We start from the raw sequence: 20,142 nt of genomic DNA on the forward strand, positions 1-20,142 counted from the left end.
CGAGACTCCGTTAGTAGTGGCGAGCGAACGCGGATCAGCCCAGTGGTATTTATGTCTAAACCGGAACCGTCTGGAAAGTCGGGCCATAGCGGGTGACAGCCCCGTACGGGTAGATGGCATTTATATCCTCGAGTAGGGCGGGACACGTGAAATCCTGTCTGAACGTGGGGGGACCACCCTCCAAGGCTAAGTACTCCTTGACGACCGATAGTGCACCAGTACCGTGAGGGAAAGGTGAAAAGCACCCCGATGAGGGGAGTGAAACAGATCCTGAAACCGGATGCCTACAAGCAGTCGGAGCCTTTTCGGAGGTGACGGCGTACCTTTTGTATAATGGGTCAGCGACTTAATCTGGCGAGCAAGCTTAAGCCGATAGGTGTAGGCGCAGCGAAAGCGAGTCTTAATAGGGCGTCGAGTTCGTCGGATTAGACCCGAAACCGGGTGATCTAGCCATGGGCAGGTTGAAGGTGGAGTAACACCCACTGGAGGACCGAACCCACGTCTGTTGAAAAAGACGGGGATGACCTGTGGCTAGGGGTGAAAGGCCAATCAAACTCGGAAATAGCTGGTTCTCCGCGAAAGCTATTTAGGTAGCGCGTCGGATGATTACCACCGGGGGTAGAGCACTGGATGGGCTAGGGGGCCGCGAGGCCTACCAAACCTAACCAAACTCCGAATACCGGTGAGTACAGTCCGGCAGACAGACTCAGGGTGCTAACGTCCTGGGTCAAGAGGGAAACAACCCAGACCACCAGCTAAGGTCCCCAAGTCACGGCTAAGTGGGAAAGGATGTGGGACGGCCATAACAACCAGGAGGTTGGCTTAGAAGCAGCCATCCTTTAAAGAAAGCGTAACAGCTCACTGGTCTAATAGCTATCCTGCGCCGAAGATGTACCGGGGCTCAAGCCGTGCACCGAAGCTGTGGATTCTTTCTTCGGAAAGAGTGGTAGCGGAGCGTTCCGTAGGCCTGTGAAGGTGTCTCGTAAGGGATGCTGGAGGTATCGGAAGCGAGAATGCTGACATGAGTAGCGACAAGGAGTGTGAGAAACACTCCCGCCGAAAGCCCAAGGGTTCCTGCGCAAGGCTAATCCGCGCAGGGTGAGTCGGCCCCTAAGTCGAGGGCGAAAGCCGTAGACGATGGGAATCAGGTTAATATTCCTGAACTCGTGAGATGTGACGCCTTTCGGACGTTGTTCCTCCTTATCGGATTGGAGGGGCAGGCAGGAAAGGCCGGGAAATAACCTCACGTATGAACCGTACCCCAAACCGACACAGGTGGGCTGGTAGAGTATACCAAGGCGCTTGAGAGAATGGTGTTGAAGGAACTAGGCAAATTGCCCCCGTAACTTCGGGAGAAGGGGGCCCTCGTGGTGGGCAACCATCATGGGGGGGCACAGACCAGGGGGTGGCGACTGTTTACTAAAAACACAGGGCTCTGCGAAGTCGCAAGACGACGTATAGGGTCTGACGCCTGCCCGGTGCCGGAAGGTTAAGAGGAGAGGTGCAAGCTTTGAATCGAAGCCCCGGTAAACGGCGGCCGTAACTATAACGGTCCTAAGGTAGCGAAATTCCTTGTCGGGTAAGTTCCGACCTGCACGAATGGCGTAACGACTTCCCCGCTGTCTCCAACACCAACTCAGCGAAATTGAATTCTCCGTGAAGATGCGGAGTTCCCACGGCCAGACGGAAAGACCCCATGAACCTTTACTACAACTTCGCAGTGGCATTAGGCGATGGATGTGTAGGATAGGCGGGAGGCTTTGAAGCATAGGCGCCAGCTTGTGTGGAGCCACCCTTGAAATACCGCCCTTCCGTCTCCTGATGTCTAACCGCGGCCCGTGATCCGGGTCCGGGACCCTGCGTGGTGGGTAGTTTGACTGGGGCGGTCGCCTCCCAAAGAGTAACGGAGGCGCGCGATGGTGGGCTCAGGCCGGTCGGAAATCGGCTGATGAGTGCAATGGCAAAAGCCCGCCTGACTGCGAGAGCGACAGTTCGAGCAGAGTCGAAAGACGGTCATAGTGATCCGGTGGTCCCGCGTGGAAGGGCCATCGCTCAACGGATAAAAGGTACTCTGGGGATAACAGGCTGATACTGCCCAAGAGTCCACATCGACGGCAGTGTTTGGCACCTCGATGTCGGCTCATCACATCCTGGGGCTGGAGCAGGTCCCAAGGGTTCGGCTGTTCGCCGATTAAAGTGGTACGTGAGCTGGGTTTAGAACGTCGTGAGACAGTTCGGTCCCTATCTACCGTGGGTGTAGGATACTTGAGAGGAGCTGTCCCTAGTACGAGAGGACCGGGATGGACATACCTCTGGTGTACCAGTTGTCACGCCAGTGGCACCGCTGGGTAGCTAAGTATGGACGGGATAACCGCTGAAAGCATCTAAGCGGGAAGCCTCCCTCAAAACCAGGTATCCCTATCAGGACCGTGGAAGACCACCACGTTGATAGGCCGGGTGTGGAAGCGCAGTAATGCGTGAAGCTAACCGGTACTAATCGTCCGATCGGCTTGATTGACCACGCGCAGCGGTCAGCCCAGACCTTGGGCCCCATGCGCACCTTCAGCAAACCTTCGAAGAAACCAACCGCCAGAACGAACCAATACACAACACATTACCCGTACCCCAAAGGGGCCGTTTCGATGGCCTGGTGGTCATTGCGGGCTCGAAACACCCGATCCCATCCCGAACTCGGCCGTGAAAGAGCCCTGCGCCAATGGTACTGCGTCTTAAGGCGTGGGAGAGTAGGTCGCCGCCAGGCCTTCCAAACGACCCCCAAAAGGGCACAACAAAACACCACAGCAGGTTCAGAAAATCCCTCTCACAATGTCAGCTCAAACGGCCCGTCTCCCTTTATCGCGGGGTGGAGCAGCCCGGTAGCTCGTCAGGCTCATAACCTGAAGGCCGCAGGTTCAAATCCTGCCCCCGCAACCAGATATCAAGCCGTTGATTCCAGACCGGAATCAGCGGCTTTTTGCTTTGGGGATTCCGCAGCTTCCAGGCCAGCGTGGAAGCGTCGTGGAAGCGCCAGAGGGAAAGCCCCGGCGCAAAATCGGCGGGCATCCCCGCGTATGCGGGGAACAGGTTAGCCAAGTGTGAAAAGCCGAGGCCTCGCCCGGTTCATCCCCGCGTATGCGGGGAACAGAGGGGCGACGGCGCTTCGAGCCGCCATTGAGACATGACTGGTATTGGTTGTGATGTGTCTCAATCGCTTCGGACAGTCAGACTTTGTCAGGGCGCTGCGCCCTCAGCATTTCGGCCGCCCGCGCCAGGATGCGCGAGGCGGCTTCACTGCCAACCTCCGCCACCGCGGCGGCCAGCACCACCAGAGCGACGCGTAAACCTCCACCCTTGGCGTCTCCGCGAACGACCTTCGAAACGCTTTGTTCAGATACGCCGATCTGCGCGGCAATCGATTTTTGCGCGCCAAGCTGGCGCAACAGACCTTTGATCATGTGGGACCCTCCATCTCACCAGAATAAATCATTGGGCTCTAATCACCCAGAAAAATCCACCTAGTGCTTATTTTCTGTTTGTCGCGAGTCGTTAATAAGCGCAAGGTCGATTTAATAGAGCGCTTGCCAATTAGGTGAACGATAGCCGAAGTAGTAAAGAAGGCAGAAGATCATGGCATCATCCAGCCACCCCTCCCCCAGATGCGGGGGAACCGTTACCATGGTCTGCTCCCCGCGCATGCGGGGAGCAGACCAGGATATCGGGGCCGTGGCCGAGGAGGCCCGGTTCATCCCCGCGCATGCGGGGAACAGGAATCCCAAGGTTTCGCCTGAATCGACCCGCGCGGTTCATCCCCGCGCATGCGGGGAACAGGCTGCCGGGGCGGACGAGGGCCGGGTGGATTACGGTTCATCCCCGCGCATGCGGGGAACAGAGATCGGTCCAGGCCCGACTGCCCAGATTGACCGGTTCATCCCCGCGCATGCGGGGAACAGCGATCACCCTGGAATATTTGCGCATGGGGGCGCGGTTCATCCCCGCGCATGCGGGGAACAGACTCACGATAGCAGTACCCGGTCGAGCCATCGCGGTTCATCCCCGCGCATGCGGGGAACAGCCGACAATATTGGGAGCAAGCCGGTCATCGAGCGGTTCATCCCCGCGCATGCGGGGAACAGACCCCAGGCCGTTTGATTTTGCTCGCTGATCTGCGGTTCATCCCCGCGCATGCGGGGAACAGTCCCGCCATCGCCCCCATGACCAAGTCAAGGGCGGTTCATCCCCGCGCATGCGGGGAACAGAGCCCCACGGCCTCGGCCTCAAGGGTCGCCATCGGTTCATCCCCGCGCATGCGGGGAACAGAGCGAAAATCACCTATTGCGATCGTGATGAAGCGGTTCATCCCCGCGCATGCGGGGAACAGTTCTGGTGATGGGGACCGCCGATCATTTCGGGCGGTTCATCCCCGCGCATGCGGGGAACAGTCGTTAAGACGTTGCAATCGCGCGAACAGGCGCGGTTCATCCCCGCGCATGCGGGGAACAGGGCGCCGGTGAAGTCGGCCTTCCAGCCTAAGGCGGTTCATCCCCGCGCATGCGGGGAACAGCGCAACAGGGTGTAACGCACCTCGCCTGACGCCGGTTCATCCCCGCGCATGCGGGGAACAGCGGGCCCAGGATGACGGCGGAGCGCTGGAGGCCGGTTCATCCCCGCGCATGCGGGGAACAGGGGGCAGATGGGCGACTTCAGGGCGCTGCTGGCGGTTCATCCCCGCGCATGCGGGGAACAGAGGTCGGGCTGTCCGTTGAGGCGCTGCAGGAATGGTTCATCCCCGCGCATGCGGGGAACAGCTCACGGTCAAGCACCAGACCCATCTCATGGGCGGTTCATCCCCGCGCATGCGGGGAACAGTCATCAACGGAAGTCGTTGATTATCATATCTTTTCACGATGTCAAAAAACTTACCGATGTTCCGTTTTTGTTCTAGGTGCGATTTCGCGGCTCGGCGGGCTGCTTTTTGTCTTTGGCGATCGTCGTGCCGGGGCGGCGGTCGCGGTTAGTCGGGCGGCTGTTTGACGGGGTGGAAGCGGACCAGGGTCAGGCCGTCGATTTCGACCGGTTCGCGGCGGTTTTCGCCGACGGCCTCGAAGGCGAAGCCCGAATCCGTTGGGGCGCTCCAGGTTATCACGGCGCTTCCCTTGTCGATCATCTGGGTCACCTCGTCCCAGATGCGTTCGCGGACACGGCGGGAATAGACCCCGACGTAGACCCCCGCCCTGATCTCGGCCAGCCAGAGGGCGAGGCGTCCACGCAGCCGGGGCGGGGCGTTTTCAACCACGATGACCATCATCACCCGAAGGCTCCTCTGGCGGGATAACCGGATCGACGGCCTCGGGGGCGTCAAGGGGCGGTTCCAGGCCCCCGGCGCGCAGGATCTCCTCGATGTCGGGAATGATCTTTTCCAACAGACCGGATTTGCGGAACTGGTCGCGGCAGGCGATACGGACCTGACGCTCGGGCGGGCTGTCGTCGCCCTTGCCGGCGGCGATCTTCGCGGCGATCGAAAAGGCGGTGGGAACGACGGTTTCGACCTTATAGAGGTCGGCGACGTCGTAAACGAAGCTTTGCGGCTTGCCGCGATGGAGAAAACCGATGGCCGGGGCATAGCCCGCCGCCAGAATGGCCGCTTCGCACAACCCGTAAAGACAGGCGGTGGCCGCCGACAGACAGCGGTTGGGGATATCGGCGCCATCCCAATCGTTGTGATCGTAGCGCCGGGCGTTCCAGTCCACAGCGTATTTTTTGGCGAGCAGGCGATAGATCTCGCGCACCCGCACGCCCTCCATGCCGCGCAATTGGTCCACCGACCGGCGGGCGGGCGGGTCGTCGTCAAAGCGGCGCCGATACATTTCGCGAACGACATTCAGACGGGCGGTTTCATCAAGGGCGTTGCGCGCCTGGAACAATAATCTGTCAGCCCTGGCGCCGCCGGGCTGCCCGGCGGCGTAAAGACGGGTCCCGCGTTCGCCGACCCAGATCACCAGACATCCCACCCGCGCGCAGAGAACGATGGCGGCATGGGTGATGCGCGTTCCCGGCTCCAGCATCAGGCAGGCCAGCCCGCCCACGGGGATCTGCACGCGCACCCCCTCTTGATCGATCAGAACGAAGGCGCCGTCCACTACGTCGAGTTGGCCGCGCTGAAGAAAAACGATCGACGAGCGGTCCTTGATGGCGATGGGCCGCAAGGGGACGAAGGCGGGATCGGCCATGGGGCTTATTCCGCCAGCCGCCGCAGCAGCATCAAGCCGCAGCCATAGGCTTTGGCCTTGCCGATCCCCCGTACCAGGGCTTGCCCCAAAAGGCCGGGATCGCGAACGGTGAACACGCCCTCGTAATCGATCACCGAAAAAGTGATGGCCTTGCCGCCACGGGGAACGCGAACTTGGCGATAGCCGCCGGCCGAACACAAGGCGCGCTCGAAGAGCACCCCAAAGCCCTGCTGGCGATCGAGCAGCCAATCCAGCGCGACGCGTTCCCGATCCTCGACCGTCAGCGGGGTGGCGGAGCGGGTTTTGGCGTGCATGATCGCGTCAACCCGCTTGCCACGCGTCTCTCCGGCTTGTTTGACGGCGGTCGCCGGATTGGCGCGCAGGGTGAACCCAAAGCGCTGGCCTTCACGAAAGGCCGGAGCATAGGGCTTGGTTTCCAGCCGCCACAGCCCTTGCCCATCGCCGGGCGGACGGGCCGAAACGATCAGATAGCGCCCCGGCTCGGCTTCGCGGAAGACAAAATCGCGCGAAGCCTTGGGATCATCGGCGAACAAGGTCCACACCAGCCGGTGTCCGCCATCGGTGCCGCCCTGATCGCGGAGCAAGGCGGTCAGGGCTTTGCGGGCGCCGGTGTCGCGGGATAACTCGGCGCGGGTGATATGGCTCATGGTGCGCTCTCTCCGTGAATGAGCCGGCGCCAGTCCAGCCGGCCTTCCCAACGATCGGTGAACTGCCACAGGGCGCGGTTGGTTATGCCGTCGCGACGTTGGCGTCGCTCCAGGGCGGCGGTGTCCTCGTCATCCAGGCCGGCGGCGATCTCGAACCACACGGGGGTTGGCCGGTCGGTGTCCCCCGGCCACCCGCCCGGGTATGCCTTGTGGAACTGGCGCGCGGCGTCCCATTCGGCGCTATCGTAAGCGTCGAACGCCGCCAACAGCCCGTCGGCCTGAAGAAGGCGGGGGCGTGGTGGCCACCCCAAAGGGCAGGCCTTGCGGCCCAGATAGGGGGTGAAGCGGGGGCGGAGCAGTGCTTGGGTCAGTTGGTCAAGCGTTGGCCCCTCCGTTCCCTGGCGCCGCCAGATCGCCGGGGTGGCGATGGCGTTGGTCCGGTAAAGGCGGTCGGAAAGAACGGTGTTCAGATCGTCATCGTTCAGTTCGTCGCGCCGGGTTGACCATCGCGCGTTCTTGCGGGCCTTGGGCGCCTGGGCCGTGTGGTAATCGCGCAAAAGGCGGCCGGGGCGATCCTGGCGAACGGCGAAGCCTAGCCCGCGATCAAGGGCCTCGTGGGCTGTCCTATCGGCGCGATCAATGCCCAGCCCGGCGGCGAGTAAACCCAGGATCGCCGATTTCGCGGGGACGTCCCAGGTGCCGCGGCGCTCGCCCACCGCGATATCGCCCCAGGCGGCCATCGGGCCGACCAAGCGAAACACCAGGAAGTCACGGACGGCCATCGTCTTACTGGCCCGTCGGCGGGCAGACGGCGTCGCGCGCGGCGGCGATCAGCGCCTTCAGGCCCGGGGTGGCGGGATCGGTGACATCAAGGGCGACGCTGCGCAGGTTTTCGCCATAGGCCTTGGAAAAGCCCTCACGCAGGGCGGTCAGGCGCTGGATCGAGGCCGCCAAATGGTCGGCCTCGGTGGCGCGACTGCCAACGGCGTATTGGAAGGCGGCGGCAAGGCTGCGTGGCGTCTCCTCGCCGATTTCCAGAAGCGCATACAGTCCGCGCGCCCGGCTGGCGAAGGTGTTTTGCTTGCCCGTGGGGCTGATGGTGCAGGCCGCCTCGATCAGCAGCGCGGCGGCTTCGGCGGCCAGGGCCTGATCGCCGGCCAGATTATCGACCAGCAGATCGGCGTTAATGCAGATGTAAAGATAAAACAGCCCCGACCCGTATTCGAGGATTCCCAGGAACCCCGCCCCGCGATCTTCTTCCTGGTCGGCGTTCTTGATGTCGTCGACGGTGGTGTAATAGTCGTCTTCCGGGGTAGCGCGATGGGTGGTGAAGGCGTGGGCGACCTGGACGGCGGCTTCGACATTGAAGCCGGGATTGCCCGCCAGCATCCGGCCGAACATGGCGATATCGACGGCGCGCGGCTTGCTTTTCAGGACCAGCATCGCCTTGTCATCAAGCGTGGCGCTGGTGGCCAAGCGCTCGGCCAAGGCGTCGATCGCGGCCAGTTCATCGGGGCCGAGATGAACAAGTTGTTCGGTCTGCGCCTTGCCTTTCTTGACCTTGCCAAGTTTGTCATGGTCGATCAGGGCTTCGGCGCGGGTAATGGCTTCGGCTTCCTCCACCCCCCTGGCCACCAGGGCGCTCACCAGGGCTTTGGCGAAATCTTGCGAGCGCGTGCCCAATTCGCCCGGCAGGCGGCTTTGGAACAGCTCCGACTGGCGGAAGGCCCGCTTCAGGCTTTGCGAGGAAACCCGCAGGCGTTCGGCGCCGCCAAAATTAAGGGTCTTGGGGCGACCGGTGTCATCGCGATTGAGATTGGACGCGGCATAGGCGGTCAGCACATGCAATTGCAGAAAGCGCGACATGATCACGGGGCTCCTAAGGTCGACAGCGGAGTTGGGGAGAGGACGGCGGCGGAGGGGGCGGATTGGTCTTCGGCAGGGGCCTGAAGGCGCCAATAGGCGCCGGCCCAGCGGCGGCGGGTATGGGCATCCCAGGTGAACAGGCTTGCGCCCAAATCGCCCACCGGGGCTTCGCGTTTGAGCAGGGCGACGGCGCGCCGCGCCTGAGCCCATAGGTCAACCGGATCCTTGGCGCGCAGCAGCCGACGGAACCGGCTTTCAGCCATCAGCGGGGTATCGTCGTCACCACCCAGCAGGGCCGCCGTGGTGTGCGACGGCGTGTTGGTGCGCACCTGGGCCAAAACCATGGCGGCGACCGCCAATCGGTCTTCCCAATCACCCGTGCGAAAATCCTTCAGGATCTCCCGCTGGTTGATTTGGCGGTACAGGGTGCGAAAGGCGCCGATGGTCAGCGCACCGGCGACATCGATGGCGGGGGGGAACACCTGATCGGCCACCCCCAGCCGGCAAAGGGCCGCCCGATCGGCCTTGGCCTGACCGTCGTCCTTGTCGATCGATTTTTCCCACCATTCGGAAAACGTCTCGTTGAGAGGACTGGCCCGGTTCATGCTGGCTCCTTTGCAGGCTGCTTGGGGTTTTTGGGCTCGGCGATATCAAGGGTCTTCGCCACCTCGCTCCATGGCGCCAGGGCGCGCGAAAGCCCGTCGCGGGCGAACAACAGGCGGTGGGGATCGGCGTCGGTCAGACCATCAAGATCGACGGTCGTATCAAACTGGCGCAGGGTCTGGCCGCGCAGGGTTTTCAGCCATAGTTTGCGCACCGCCAAATGCCCATCGGGCTTGGCGATCAGGTCTTGAACATGCCGGCGGAAGGGGCCTTCCGTTTCTTGCCAAATCGGCGTGACATCGATGGTGGCGGCATCGGCGGGAAGCTCATCGGGAAGGCGGAAGCCGGGTTTTCCGGTTTTCGGATCCGTGGCGCGTTGCCCCCAGAGCGCCAGCCGGATGGCCAAGCGTAGGCGCTGGCTGGCCTTTTGCGTCGCGCCGATCATCTGGGCGATCGCCGTTCGCAAGGTCGCGGCGTCTTCGCCATAAACGCCGACCCAGGGCAGGCGGATGTCGAGCCATTGGCGGGCCTTGGCGTTGTCCATATCGAAGCCGAAAGCCTCGATCGCGTCGCCGGCCAGGGTGGCGCCCAGCAAAGCGCGGCGCCGGTCCCAGATCTCGACGCCGACGGCCGGGGTTCCATCATACCCCCAAATCGCCAACCAATCCCCATAGGTCGCCGCGCCGCCGTGGGGATGGATGGGCAGACGTCCGGCCTTTTTGTCGTCGCGATAGGGGGACAGCGGATGCGTCCACCCCTCGTAATTGGCGCCATAGTTCTGGGTGCGAAAGCCCACCGCCATGATGGCGCCCGCCGGCCCGCCGAGGACGCAAGGGTGGTCCGGGGAGGCCTGTTGGAAGACCAAGCGCAAGCGGCGCGGGCAGCCAAAAAAGCTTTGCCGTTTCGTCGCATCAGCGGGGGCGACGATTTGGCCGTGGGACGAGGTGATCGCCGCGGCCAGCCAGGGAAAAACCAAGGGCCAATTGGCATGGTCGGCCGGGTCGCCGGCGATCGGATCGCTGCCATCCCATTTCTGATCGGGGACATTGGCCCAAATGCGATCCCAAAGCGTGGCGACCTCACCCCCGCCAGCCAAGCGGCGCCGGGGGGCGACCAGGGTGGTCAAAGGGCCGCCGCCACGGATCGAGGTGCGGTGGCCGGCGCCGCCGCTTGGCGCATAGGTTTGCAAGGTGATCGTCGCGGCGGCGGCGTAAGGCAGGCAAAGGGCCGAGGCGTCGCGCCGCTTGATAAACAAATCCGCGTTGTTTTTTAAAGTATTTTCGCCGGGGAAATCGATGAATAATCCGGTGATGGGCCGACAATCGGCTGCGGCCAAATCGGACGTATCCTGATAGGCCCGCGGTCCGTCGCCATCGAAATCGAAGGCGAAGGCCAGGGGGGAAAGGGCGGCTTGCAAGGTGGCGGGCGCGGGGGGGGTGAGGGAGCCCTTTACCCAGTCCGCAGCCTTTTGGCAGGGAAGGGCGACATAAACGACGCCGATTAGAAACTCGAGGACGGCGGCATTGAAATCGGCGCGGGGGAAATCCAGGCCGACGATGGGATCCTCGGCAAAGCCCTCGGTAAGCTGATGGGGGGCGACCCAGTCCCGCTTTCCCGAGACCCGGCGGACGGGCAACCATCGTTCAAGGAGGAGATTAAAGGCCATGGCGGTCTCTCTTGGATCGAAGGGATAAAAACGAAAACCCGGTCTTTTCAGGGGGAAAGGGTGTGCCTTGGCGGCGATTTATAGACGCGACGCAACCTAGAGATACACTTTAGGGCTGAATTTTAAAAAAGAGCAAGGGGGAACGTTAGTACCTCTTAGAGACTTATGATTTTTTAGAATCCCCGCTGGCGCGGGGAACATCGGATTAGTACCGCTAAGAGACGGTTCATGCCGCAAAGGCGGCCGCCGATGGAGGGCCACCCTAGATCAAAGCGCCTTAAGAGAGTCTCAAGGCAGGATTTCGTCGATCTGAAATCCCTCGCTGGCGGAGTAGTGCAGGCGCCGAACCGCGTCGTCCTCGTCGCTCCAGGTTGCGCCCCAAAGATCGGGATCATCGGTGGCGGTCAGCGCCACCAGCAAAGGCGGGTCGCTACGATCGGGCCACCGCGCTTGGTGCGCCGCCATCGCCTTGGCGGCCAGGGCATCGGGGGGGATCGGCGTGCCAAAGCCCCGGCGTACCGAGACCTCGGAAAGCCGCCAAGCCCGCCACGGATCGGGATCATCGAACCAGGGCCGCAACTGGCCCTTCTGCCAACGGGCAAGGCGCAGGCGAATGCCTTGGTCGCCCAGGCGGGTGGTGGCTTGGGTCTCGGTCTTCCAGGCGTCGACCTGTTGGGAATAGCCCGCCGAGCGCTCCAGGCTGACCACGTAACCAACCGCCCGCTCTGCCTGACGCTTGCCTTCGGCCTTGAACGAGGGCTGTTCCAGGGTGGGGGGCAAAGGAGCGGCGGAATCGCCAAAGACCGCCTCGATTAGAAGGCGCGGCGAGGCGCTGAGAAGCGGCAGGCCGCCGCGCTCTTTCAGAACGCTCAGGGTTCGCCACAGTTGGCCGACATCGCGATAAACGAATTGCCCCTGTGGAAACAGCGCGGCGTACCATTGGGCGGTGATGGCGCCCTCGGTCGGCGGGGCGACCACCGACAGAACCGGCGGTGGGCGGCTGGGACGGTCGGCATGGCGGTGCAGCCGTCCGGCGCGCTGGATCAGCAGGTCCATCGGGCAGAGGTCCGTGACCATAACGTCGAAATCAACATCCAAGGATTGCTCGACAACCTGGGTCGCCACCAAAATCCGGCCGCGTCGGTCGTCGGGCGTGCTGTTTTTTCCGAAACGCCCAAGGGCGTTGTTTTCATGGGCCAGCCGATCCCCCAGGGCGAAGCGGGCGTGGAACAGCGCCACGTCGACCCCCGGCGGGGCCAGGGCGCGCAGCCTTTGAACCGCGGCGATGGCGTCGGTGACCGTGTTGCGGATGTAAACGCCGCAGAGCCCGGCCGAGGCGGCGTCGATCAACGACTCCAGCGCCTGATCGACGGTGGAGAACAGGCGGAATGGCAGATCGCGGCGGGTGCCGCGCGCCGCGTCTTGCGGGGTTTCGACAAGGCTTTGGGCGCTCACCCGCGTCACCAGGGGAAAGGCGTCTTCGGTCAGTTTCACCGCCCCGGCGTTGGGCAAATCGCCGCCCCGGGTTCGTTGATAGCGTCGGCAGAGGTCGCGGCGCTGGCTTTTGGTCAGGGTCGCCGACAGCACGATGGCGCTGCCGCCCAGGGCGCTGTGGAACTCCAAAAGACGCGCCAACTCGGCTTGCACGTAATCATCATAGGCATGGGCCTCGTCAACAACTAAAACGCGCCGCGACAGGGCGCAAATCCGCAGGGATTGATGGCGCACCGGCAGCACCGAGAGCAGCGCCTGATCGATGGTGCCGATGCCGATTTGGCCGAGAAACGTCTTCTTCATATCGTCGGCCAGGAAGGCGGCGCATTGGGCCTCGGCGCTTTGCTCGTCGGCCAAGCGCGTCTCGCCGTAATACTCGCCCCCGGGCCGCCGGCTGTCGGCAAACAGCGGGTTCAGGTCGCGGTCGCCATGGGCCAGCACGATCCACGGGGAAATATCGGTATCGGGCTGGAACAGGCGCCGATAAACGGCGGCCAGCCGCGCGTAAAGGGCATTGGCGGTGGCCTTGCTGGGCAGGGCCCAATAAAGCCCCTCGGCCTGTCCGGCGGCCATCAGGCGATGGGCGAGCAGAAGGGCGGCCTCGGTCTTGCCCGATCCGGTCAGGTCTTCAATGATATAAAGCGTCGGCTCGCGGGGCGGGGCTTCCGCCGCGGCGAAGCGTTGCAGGGGCGAGGGCCGGGCCTGGGGGCCGATCAGATCGGATAGATCAAGCCCGGGGGCGATCGGCGCCTCGCGCAGGGCGGCCTTGGCCAGGGCGTCTTTGGCGTTCCCTTGCGCCTTTTGCCAGTACGCCTCCAACGAGGAGTCCGGCGGCGCATAGGGAAACCACGTTTGGTTGGAACCGATCCAATCGGCCAGGATCAGCAGCCCGGCGACCTGCCAGATCTCATCGGCGCCATCGACGCTGGCTTCGGGCATCGGCAGGAAACCCAGGCAGTCGTTCACAAAGGCCAGGGCGTCGTCCCGGGCGGCGGGGGACAGGGCCTCGGCCAGATGAAACCCCTTGGACTCGACCGGGGCGCCGTGGTGACCAAAGGCGGCGTCGATCCATTGGCCAAGCCGAGCGGCGATGACGCTTAGCGGCGCTGGCCCCGCTTGGACGGCCGTTTCCCACAACCGAAGCCCAACGCCGCCATGCCCCCTTTGGCTCGACCCGATGACCCCCGGCGCCGCCGGAATGATCCCGGGAATTTCGACCTTCTGTTGGAAATTCTCGGCGAATTTCCCCAGATCGTGAAAGGCGGCCAGCAGAATCAGCGCCCGCCGGGCGTCTTGCGGCGAAAGGCCGGCCGCCCGGGCGATGGCGTTGAGAAGCGCCGGCCGAAGATCCAGAAGAGCGGCCATCGCCGCGGCGACATCCAAGCCGTGATAGGCCAGGGGATGCCACGCCGGGCCATCGGCGCGGGCGGGGCGCGCCTTTCCCCAATAGCCTAAAATCCAACGCGGGAGGGTCATCAGATCGGTTTTCCGATAGGGATCGGGCCAGCGCGGGCTCACGGCCGTGGCGACCAGGGGCGTCGCCAGGGGCTTTGCCAAGGAAACGGAAAGCGGGGTTCAACGCCCCCTCAGCGACCACCTTTCCTCTCGGCAACCTTAGGGGGCGCATCTCCTGACATCAAGGCCGGCATGGCAGCCCGCGCAGCAAAGCGCTCTTGCGGCGGATTTCCGCGAGCACCCCATCGTCCATCACGATGTCGAGCACCGCATTGGCGACGGCTCCGGCAAGCGGATTTCCGCCAAAAGTCGAGCCGTGCGCGCCGGGCCTCATGCCGAATGCCGCGCCGCGGGTGGCAAGGCAGGCGCCGATCGGGAAGCCGCCGCCGAGCCCCTTGGCCAGACTCATGATATCGGGGACGACGCCGGCTTCCTGATGGGCGAAGAGATGGCCGGTGCGGGCCATGCCGCACTGTATTTCATCGAAGATCAGCAAAAGACCGCGTTCGTCGCAAAGCTCGCGAAGCTGGCGCAAGAAGCCGTGGCTCACCGGCCGAATGCCGCTTTCCCCCTGAATGGGTTCGATCATAAGGGCGGCGGTCCGTGGGCCGACGCGGGCGCGGACCGCCTCGATGTCTTCAAGCGGGCATTGGTCGAAGCCATCGACCGGGGGGCCAAAGCCATCGAGATATTTCCGGTTGCCGCCAGCGGCCATCGTTGCCAGCGTTCGCCCGTGAAACGCGCCGTCAAAGGTGATGATGCGCCAGCGCTCGGGACGGCCATGGGCGTGATGGTGGCGCCGGGCGATCTTGATCGCGCATTCATTGGCTTCGGCCCCGGAGTTCGCAAAGAATGCGACGTCGGCGAAGCAGGCGGCCGTCAGGCGCTCGGCCAGTCTCTCCGCTTCGGAAATCCGATAGACATTGGACAGATGCCAAAGCTTGCGGCCTTGCCGTTCCAACGCCCCGACCAGATGCGGATGGGAATAGCCCAGGGCGTTAACCGCGATGCCCGCGCCGAAATCAAGATAGCGCTCGCCATTGGCCGCGACCAACCAAGCCCCTTCGCCATGGTCGAACAGAACGGATGCCGGCGAAAACACCGGAAGAAGCGCATCGCTCATGTCCCGTCCCCCCTGCTCAGGGCGGATCGCTTGCGGCGAGCGGCCTGAACGGATGCGCCCCGGGCCGACGTGAAAGTCGTTGTCATCCTTGCTCATCGCCGCCTTTCCAGGACAGGGGGGAGGGGGGTGCCGAAAACGCCTTTGAAACCATTGCGGAAAATCCTGGAGGCGGCACGCCGACCGACCGACCGGCACGCCAGAACCCAAGTCCTGTCAAAGGCTTGCGGGTCATGTGGCGAGCCCGCTTTTATCTCGCCGTCCGGTCGTCGTGATCTTCCCCGTTCCCCGCCTGACCGCTGTTTCTTTCCGGTAGCCCGCCAGGACGCGCCAGCGTGCGGGCAGGGTCATCGGGCGGCGCAGTACGGGAGAGAGCGACGAACAGGCCGTCTGAAGGCGGTCGGAAGACGGAAAGATCGCGCACTGGCCCCGCCATCGGCGTGTCGCGCGACGGACGGCTGGGTTGCACCGGAACAGCAGCCGGCGTGCGGTTGGCTTGCACAACGAACAACGGCGCCGTGGTCCAAGATCGCATCGTGGTTCGGCTGGCGAGATAATCCTCGTAGCGGGTGGGACCGGCATTTTAGGCGGCGAGGAAGCCGGGTGAACCGTAGTGGTCGAGCAACTCGCGCAGGTAGGCCGCACCGGCCAGAATGCTGTCACGGGGATCGAACGGGTCGTCGCCCAGCGCATGGCGGCGGCGCAGATCGGTCCAGGTTTCGGGCATGATCTGCATCAGGCCCAGGGCTCCCTTGGGCGAGCGGGCTTGCGGATCGCCGCCACTTTCCAACCGGAGAACGGCGCGAATCAGGTCTGCGGAAAGGCCGAAGCGCCGCGCCGCTTCGGTGATCGGCGCGGCAGTTGGAATCTGGGCGACCACCGGTAACGCGGCTGTCAGGGACAGGCCGGAAAGGAGGAAGGGAAAGGCGAAGCGGAGGGTATGCACCCACCCGGCGGCTCCGGTCCGGTCTCGATGATCTTCGTCGTTTCGGCCTTGGAAAAACCGCGCTTGCGCAGGAACTCGTTACGATCGGCAAAGCCGATCATGTCCCGCAGAACATCGGTATCTGCCCCCTTTTCCAACATCGTGCGCAGTGCCACCCTCTCGTCGGTTGTGGTGCGGGGCGGGTTTTGAGACAAACCGGCCCCTCTTTGAGGCTGGGAAGGATCAAATGATCATCGCTTGGCGCTCAAGCGTCTCAAAGGCCTTGCCCAGGCTTTCCACGGCGAGATCCACATCCTCGGCCGGCCCAAGGTCTAGCATCAGAACGTGGTCGGTTTCACGATCGATCAGGCTTTCGAGGATCGAGGCCATGGCGATGCGGCGTCCTCCATCCAGGCGACATTGAAAGACCGAAAGCTGCACCCATTGGCCATAGCCCTTCATGGTCTTGAAGACCTGGCGCCAACGCTTCGGATCGGCGATATCGTAAGCGACCACATAGGCGTGTTCGGCGTTGGAGCGGCGGGTGCCCATCGACAGAGGCCTTTGGCTAACGAGGACAATAATGAGGGTAGCGGGGAATATCGCCAGAGACGAAGCGGGCGAGCAAGCGGGCCTGCACCTGAATCAGGCGCCGCATGGAAAGCTGATACCCAAAGACCGGGTGGGTGGTTTCCTGGTCCAATCGGCGTTCATAGGCCGCGATCAGGCCGCGTCGGGCGTTTGGCTTCAAAGCGCAGCCGCCGCCAGCGTACAGGAAATCATTGGTGCCGATCTCGCCATTGTTTAAAACCATCAAGACGGTGGAATCGGCCAGAACGGGGCGAAAGGATTCGATCAGATCAAGGGCGAGGGCCGGGCGACCGGGGCGCTCGGTGTGATAGAAGCCCTTCCACGGATCAAGGCCGGCGATGCTCAACGCCGACGATAAGGTGCGGGTGAGCACGGCGTAGCACAGCGACAGGCAGGCGTTTACCGGATCGGCCGGCGGGCGACGGTTGCGGCGCTCGAAGGCAAAGGCCGGAAGGGTGGTTACGGCCTGGGTGAAAAGCTGTGGGAAGGCGCGGAAATAGACCGCAGCGGCTTCCCCCTCGATCCCCAATAAACAGGCGGTGGTTTCGGCCGTGGTCGCCCGCTCGGCAAGGCGGGCCAAGCGGTCCAACGCGATCTGGCGCTCGGCTTCCGCTCCCCGCCAGTTGCGGCGCAACAAGGTCCGGCCATTGCGGATTTTCGCCGAAACCAGATCGCGGGCGAAGGCTTGGCGTCGCCTTTCGTCACCGGCAAGGGCGTATTGGGCCGTACGAACCGCGGCGCTTCTGGGGCCCTGGCCGCCGGTGGATCCCAGGAACCAAAAGCCCGAGGACATCCAGGCCACGGGGATCTCGCGACGCAGCAATTCATGAATGGCCGGTGTGGTCAGAGACACCGGGCCGGCCAGAACCACCTCCGATATCTCGTCGAGCGCCAAGCTGCGGTCGGCCTCGCCCTCGACCTGGATGACAAGCGTATAGTCTTTCTTGCCGATGCGGGCCCCGGGGGTCTGTCCGTAAAGTGGCAAGGCCGGAGAAGCCGGGGGCGGAGGGGTTCGCGCGATCGATCCCTTGCGGAACCAAGCGATTTCATCGGGCAGGCAGATCGGCAAAAGCGAACAGCGGGGGCATTTGGCCGAATGATCCAAAGGCGGCGGCAGCCGGCCGCTGGCCACGGTCAAGCGCAGATCCGATGTGGCGACCAGGGTGGCGGTGACCAACGCCTCGGTCAGATCCACCGTTACACGCTCGCGGCTTTCGGCGAACCACAGCGCTCCTTCAAGGCAGGTGTAGCCCGCCTCGCGGAGCAAAAGGGCCTGGGCGCAAACCTGGGCGCGTTCGGGCAGATAAGCCCCCTCGTCGACGGAGGGGCGTTTGCCGACCTTGATCTCGACCGGGATCACCATCCCCTCTTCGACATCGAGAAGATCAAGCTCGGCCGTCAGCCCAAGGCGCTCCGAAGACAGCGATAATCTGCGGGTTTTCAGGCTTTGGTCTTCTCGCAGGACCATGGGATCGGGGAGGGCGGGAGTCGGGCCGCTTTCCGTGGCTTGATGGGCGCGCAGGCCGGCGATGAGATCCACACTGCGGGCCTTTTCGCCACGCCCCCATTCCAAAACAGCCAGCCGGGGACAATAGATCCAGGCGTTGACCATGCTGGCGGGCACCAGGGCATCCTCGGCGGTCGCCGGTGGGGCGAACAGGGCCAATTCGCCCTGGGAGGGGAGATCTTCCGCGGAAGGCGGTGTGTCGGAGGGGGCCATCGGGGCGTCTCTCCAAAACCGATCTGGTGGGGCTAAAGGCAGACAGGGATCTGGATACCTTGAAGCAAATGGGGGCGCCGCTTTTAGAGAGAACCCCCCATGAGTCAAAAATCCCGGAAAGGAGAGCTTTTAACGGCGTAACCAGTTCCGATCTTCCCGGCGGTGGCATCGCTGCTTCAATCAGCCGAGGCATCAAAGAGATAAAAAGGGGTCCGCCCCCTTTAATCCCGGCAAGGCGGAGATAGCGGCGCGGGTCAGGGGAGTTTCAATGAGGCCGAGGCATTACTGCCTAGGGAGACCCCGTCGCCTCGCTCGAAGAGGCGAAAGAAATCGCGGTGTTTCAATGAGGCCGAGGCATTACTGCCTCGGGAGACACCACCTCCAGATTGCCGAGGCGCGCCGCAATGGCTGATAGTTTCAATGAGGCCGAGGCATTACTGCCTCGGGAGACGAGAAGACCGAAACCATCGTTGAAAAGAAGTCCGGGTTTCAATGAGGCCGAGGCATTACTGCCTCGGGAGACGAGGTGGCCGAGGCCGGCTATCCAGTTGAGGCGGACTTTTATCGGAAGTGCGTGTTTCAATGAGGCCGAGGCATTACTGCCTCGGGAGACTCCCGCCCCGCCGGCCAATCAGCCGACCGTGGAGCAGCGCGTTTCAATGAGGCCGAGGCATTACTGCCTCGGGAGACGGGACTGCGTCGAAGATGATCTCCAGGGGCGTATGTTGTTTCAATGAGGCCGAGGCATTACTGCCTCGGGAGACGCCTTTAGCCGTTCTGCAGAAAAGCGCCTCTTTAGGCGTTTCAATGAGGCCGAGGCATTACTGCCTCGGGAGACGGCCCCCTAAAATAGCATAATGGGGGCGGGGGGATAGGGGGTGATTTGCGAGGGGTCGAAAAAAATGGCTTGAAAAGGGCTGTCCTCAAGCCGGCCATTCGAGGGGCGGTGTCAAAAAGAACGGGAAAATCAAATGATTGGCTCATTGCGAGCGCTCCGCGAGTCGTTTGAGTCAGCGGACCCCTCGCGCGAGGGGAGGCTCTCTTCGGCCGGGGGCCGCCGCACCGCCCCAAGGAGGAAGACGCCGCCCCCCCGGTGGGCGTCCCGGCCAAGCAGGATCGGTCCGCTTACCGGCTTGGGGAAGGTCAAATGGGCCAGGGCGGCCAGACCATCGCGGGCGCCGCGGCGCAGCGCGATGATCTTGATGGCGGGGAGGGGCAGGGCGCGGGCCAAGCACTCCTTGGCGATCAAGGCGGTTAGGAAGGCTTGGGGATCATCGCCGCGCTTGGGGTGGCGGGGCGGATGAAAGGCTGTCGCCGATCGCCAATACAGGCCGGATCCGAGCACGGGGTCGGCAGGCGACGGCCGATCCTGGGGGTGGAGGGTGAAAACGCCATCGGCCCCGGCGATCAGATGGGTCATTCCGGCCAGGGCCTTGACCAGGGTTTCGCGATGGCCGCATTCCTCGGGCGACGGCGGGCGATGTTCGGCATGGCTGGGGGGAACGATCAGCACCCGCGCCGGCGGGCCGGGATCGGCCAGGAAAAACAGGTGGTCATGGTGCCCCGGCCGCACCGGGGCGCCATCGCTCTGATGACCACAGAAGAAGGCGGGCAAGCCATCCTGGGGGCCTAGCCCCAGGGTATCGCGCACCCGCGCCATCACCGCCCGACGCAGGGCGCCGGCCAAGCGCAGGCATAGGGCGGGGGCAAGCGCCGGGCCGTCCAGGATGAAGCCATGGACAGCGGGGGGAGCGGCTATCGTCGCAGGGAGGGGCGTCACGCCTTTTGCCGTCGGCGCGTGCCCTAT

General features: G+C 63.5%; 15 protein-coding genes, 1 tRNA gene, 2 rRNA genes and 2 CRISPR repeat arrays (1 of these 20 only partly in view). Of the genes, 3 read left to right on the plus strand and 15 right to left on the minus strand.

The window, feature by feature from the left end; translation table 11 throughout:
• From RRU_RS00865 to RRU_RS00875, 3 genes are all read left to right on the plus strand, one after another.
• Positions 1-2,518, plus strand: a 23S ribosomal RNA gene (locus tag RRU_RS00865) (it extends 224 nt beyond the left edge of the window).
• A 128-nt stretch (positions 2,519-2,646) separates the two neighbouring features.
• A 5S ribosomal RNA gene (gene rrf / locus RRU_RS00870) occupies positions 2,647-2,761 on the plus strand.
• A 96-nt stretch (positions 2,762-2,857) separates the two neighbouring features.
• A tRNA-Met gene (locus RRU_RS00875) sits at positions 2,858-2,934 on the plus strand.
• Between the two features lie 287 nt (positions 2,935-3,221).
• On the opposite strand, the gene RRU_RS00880 is transcribed toward RRU_RS00875, so the two are convergent.
• From RRU_RS00880 to RRU_RS00950, 15 genes are all read right to left on the minus strand, one after another.
• Positions 3,222-3,455 carry a hypothetical protein gene (locus tag RRU_RS00880; protein WP_011387926.1) on the minus strand — a complete coding sequence of 78 codons (234 nt, stop codon included), beginning with the start codon at positions 3,453-3,455 and terminating at the stop codon, positions 3,222-3,224.
• 283 nt (positions 3,456-3,738) lie between these two features.
• Positions 3,739-4,866: direct repeats of the CRISPR family, unit length 29 nt; unit sequence CGGTTCATCCCCGCGCATGCGGGGAACAG.
• Positions 4,867-5,011: 145 nt separating this feature from the next.
• Positions 5,012-5,305: a type I-E CRISPR-associated endoribonuclease Cas2e gene (cas2e, locus tag RRU_RS00885; RefSeq protein ID WP_014625880.1), complete on the minus strand. Its 294-nt coding sequence runs from the start codon at positions 5,303-5,305 to the stop codon at positions 5,012-5,014.
• On the minus strand, positions 5,286-6,227 hold the full coding sequence (cas1e, locus tag RRU_RS00890) for a type I-E CRISPR-associated endonuclease Cas1e (protein ID WP_011387928.1): 942 nt from the start codon (positions 6,225-6,227) through the stop codon (positions 5,286-5,288). Before cas1e ends, cas2e begins: the two co-directional genes overlap by 20 nt.
• 5 nt (positions 6,228-6,232) lie before the next feature.
• Positions 6,233-6,895, minus strand: a complete 663-nt coding sequence (gene cas6e, locus RRU_RS00895) for a type I-E CRISPR-associated protein Cas6/Cse3/CasE (RefSeq protein ID WP_011387929.1) — start codon at positions 6,893-6,895, stop codon at positions 6,233-6,235.
• On the minus strand, positions 6,892-7,677 hold the full coding sequence (gene cas5e / locus RRU_RS00900; RefSeq protein ID WP_011387930.1) for a type I-E CRISPR-associated protein Cas5/CasD: 786 nt from the start codon (positions 7,675-7,677) through the stop codon (positions 6,892-6,894). Before cas5e ends, cas6e begins: the two co-directional genes overlap by 4 nt.
• 4 nt (positions 7,678-7,681) lie before the next feature.
• Positions 7,682-8,761: a type I-E CRISPR-associated protein Cas7/Cse4/CasC gene (gene cas7e / locus RRU_RS00905; protein ID WP_011387931.1), complete on the minus strand. Its 1,080-nt coding sequence runs from the start codon at positions 8,759-8,761 to the stop codon at positions 7,682-7,684.
• A 2-nt stretch (positions 8,762-8,763) separates the two neighbouring features.
• Entirely contained in the window at positions 8,764-9,366 is a 603-nt protein-coding gene (gene casB, locus RRU_RS00910) for a type I-E CRISPR-associated protein Cse2/CasB (RefSeq protein WP_011387932.1), read from the minus strand.
• Positions 9,363-11,030, minus strand: a complete 1,668-nt coding sequence (gene casA, locus RRU_RS00915) for a type I-E CRISPR-associated protein Cse1/CasA (RefSeq protein ID WP_011387933.1) — start codon at positions 11,028-11,030, stop codon at positions 9,363-9,365. The genes casB and casA overlap by 4 nt, the downstream gene beginning before the upstream one ends.
• A gap of 288 nt (positions 11,031-11,318) precedes the next feature.
• The gene (cas3, locus tag RRU_RS00920) at positions 11,319-14,000 is read right to left on the minus strand and encodes a CRISPR-associated helicase Cas3' (protein ID WP_237703813.1); all 2,682 of its coding nucleotides are present in this window, start codon (positions 13,998-14,000) and stop codon (positions 11,319-11,321) included.
• Positions 14,001-14,160: 160 nt separating this feature from the next.
• Positions 14,161-15,102: an aspartate aminotransferase family protein gene (locus RRU_RS00925; protein WP_011387935.1), complete on the minus strand. Its 942-nt coding sequence runs from the start codon at positions 15,100-15,102 to the stop codon at positions 14,161-14,163.
• A 580-nt stretch (positions 15,103-15,682) separates the two neighbouring features.
• Entirely contained in the window at positions 15,683-16,045 is a 363-nt protein-coding gene (locus tag RRU_RS00930) for a lytic transglycosylase domain-containing protein (protein ID WP_011387936.1), read from the minus strand.
• Complete coding sequence (locus RRU_RS00935; RefSeq protein WP_148265466.1) at positions 15,994-16,200, minus strand: hypothetical protein; 207 nt, start codon at positions 16,198-16,200, stop codon at positions 15,994-15,996. Before RRU_RS00935 ends, RRU_RS00930 begins: the two co-directional genes overlap by 52 nt.
• A 67-nt stretch (positions 16,201-16,267) precedes the next feature.
• Complete coding sequence (gene cas2 / locus RRU_RS00940) at positions 16,268-16,576, minus strand: CRISPR-associated endonuclease Cas2 (RefSeq protein ID WP_011387937.1); 309 nt, start codon at positions 16,574-16,576, stop codon at positions 16,268-16,270.
• Positions 16,577-16,592: 16 nt separating this feature from the next.
• A complete protein-coding gene (gene cas4g/cas1g, locus RRU_RS00945; RefSeq protein WP_011387938.1) occupies positions 16,593-18,335 on the minus strand; it encodes a CRISPR-associated endonuclease Cas4g/Cas1g in 1,743 nt (580 codons plus the stop codon).
• A gap of 262 nt (positions 18,336-18,597) precedes the next feature.
• Positions 18,598-19,173: a CRISPR direct-repeat array (repeat unit 37 nt; unit sequence GTTTCAATGAGGCCGAGGCATTACTGCCTCGGGAGAC).
• A gap of 129 nt (positions 19,174-19,302) precedes the next feature.
• On the minus strand, positions 19,303-20,115 hold the full coding sequence (locus RRU_RS00950; protein WP_237703814.1) for a hypothetical protein: 813 nt from the start codon (positions 20,113-20,115) through the stop codon (positions 19,303-19,305).
• Positions 20,116-20,142: the final 27 nt, after the last annotated feature.

The sequence above is a fragment of the Rhodospirillum rubrum ATCC 11170 genome (assembly GCF_000013085.1).
GTDB lineage: Bacteria > Pseudomonadota > Alphaproteobacteria > Rhodospirillales > Rhodospirillaceae > Rhodospirillum > Rhodospirillum rubrum.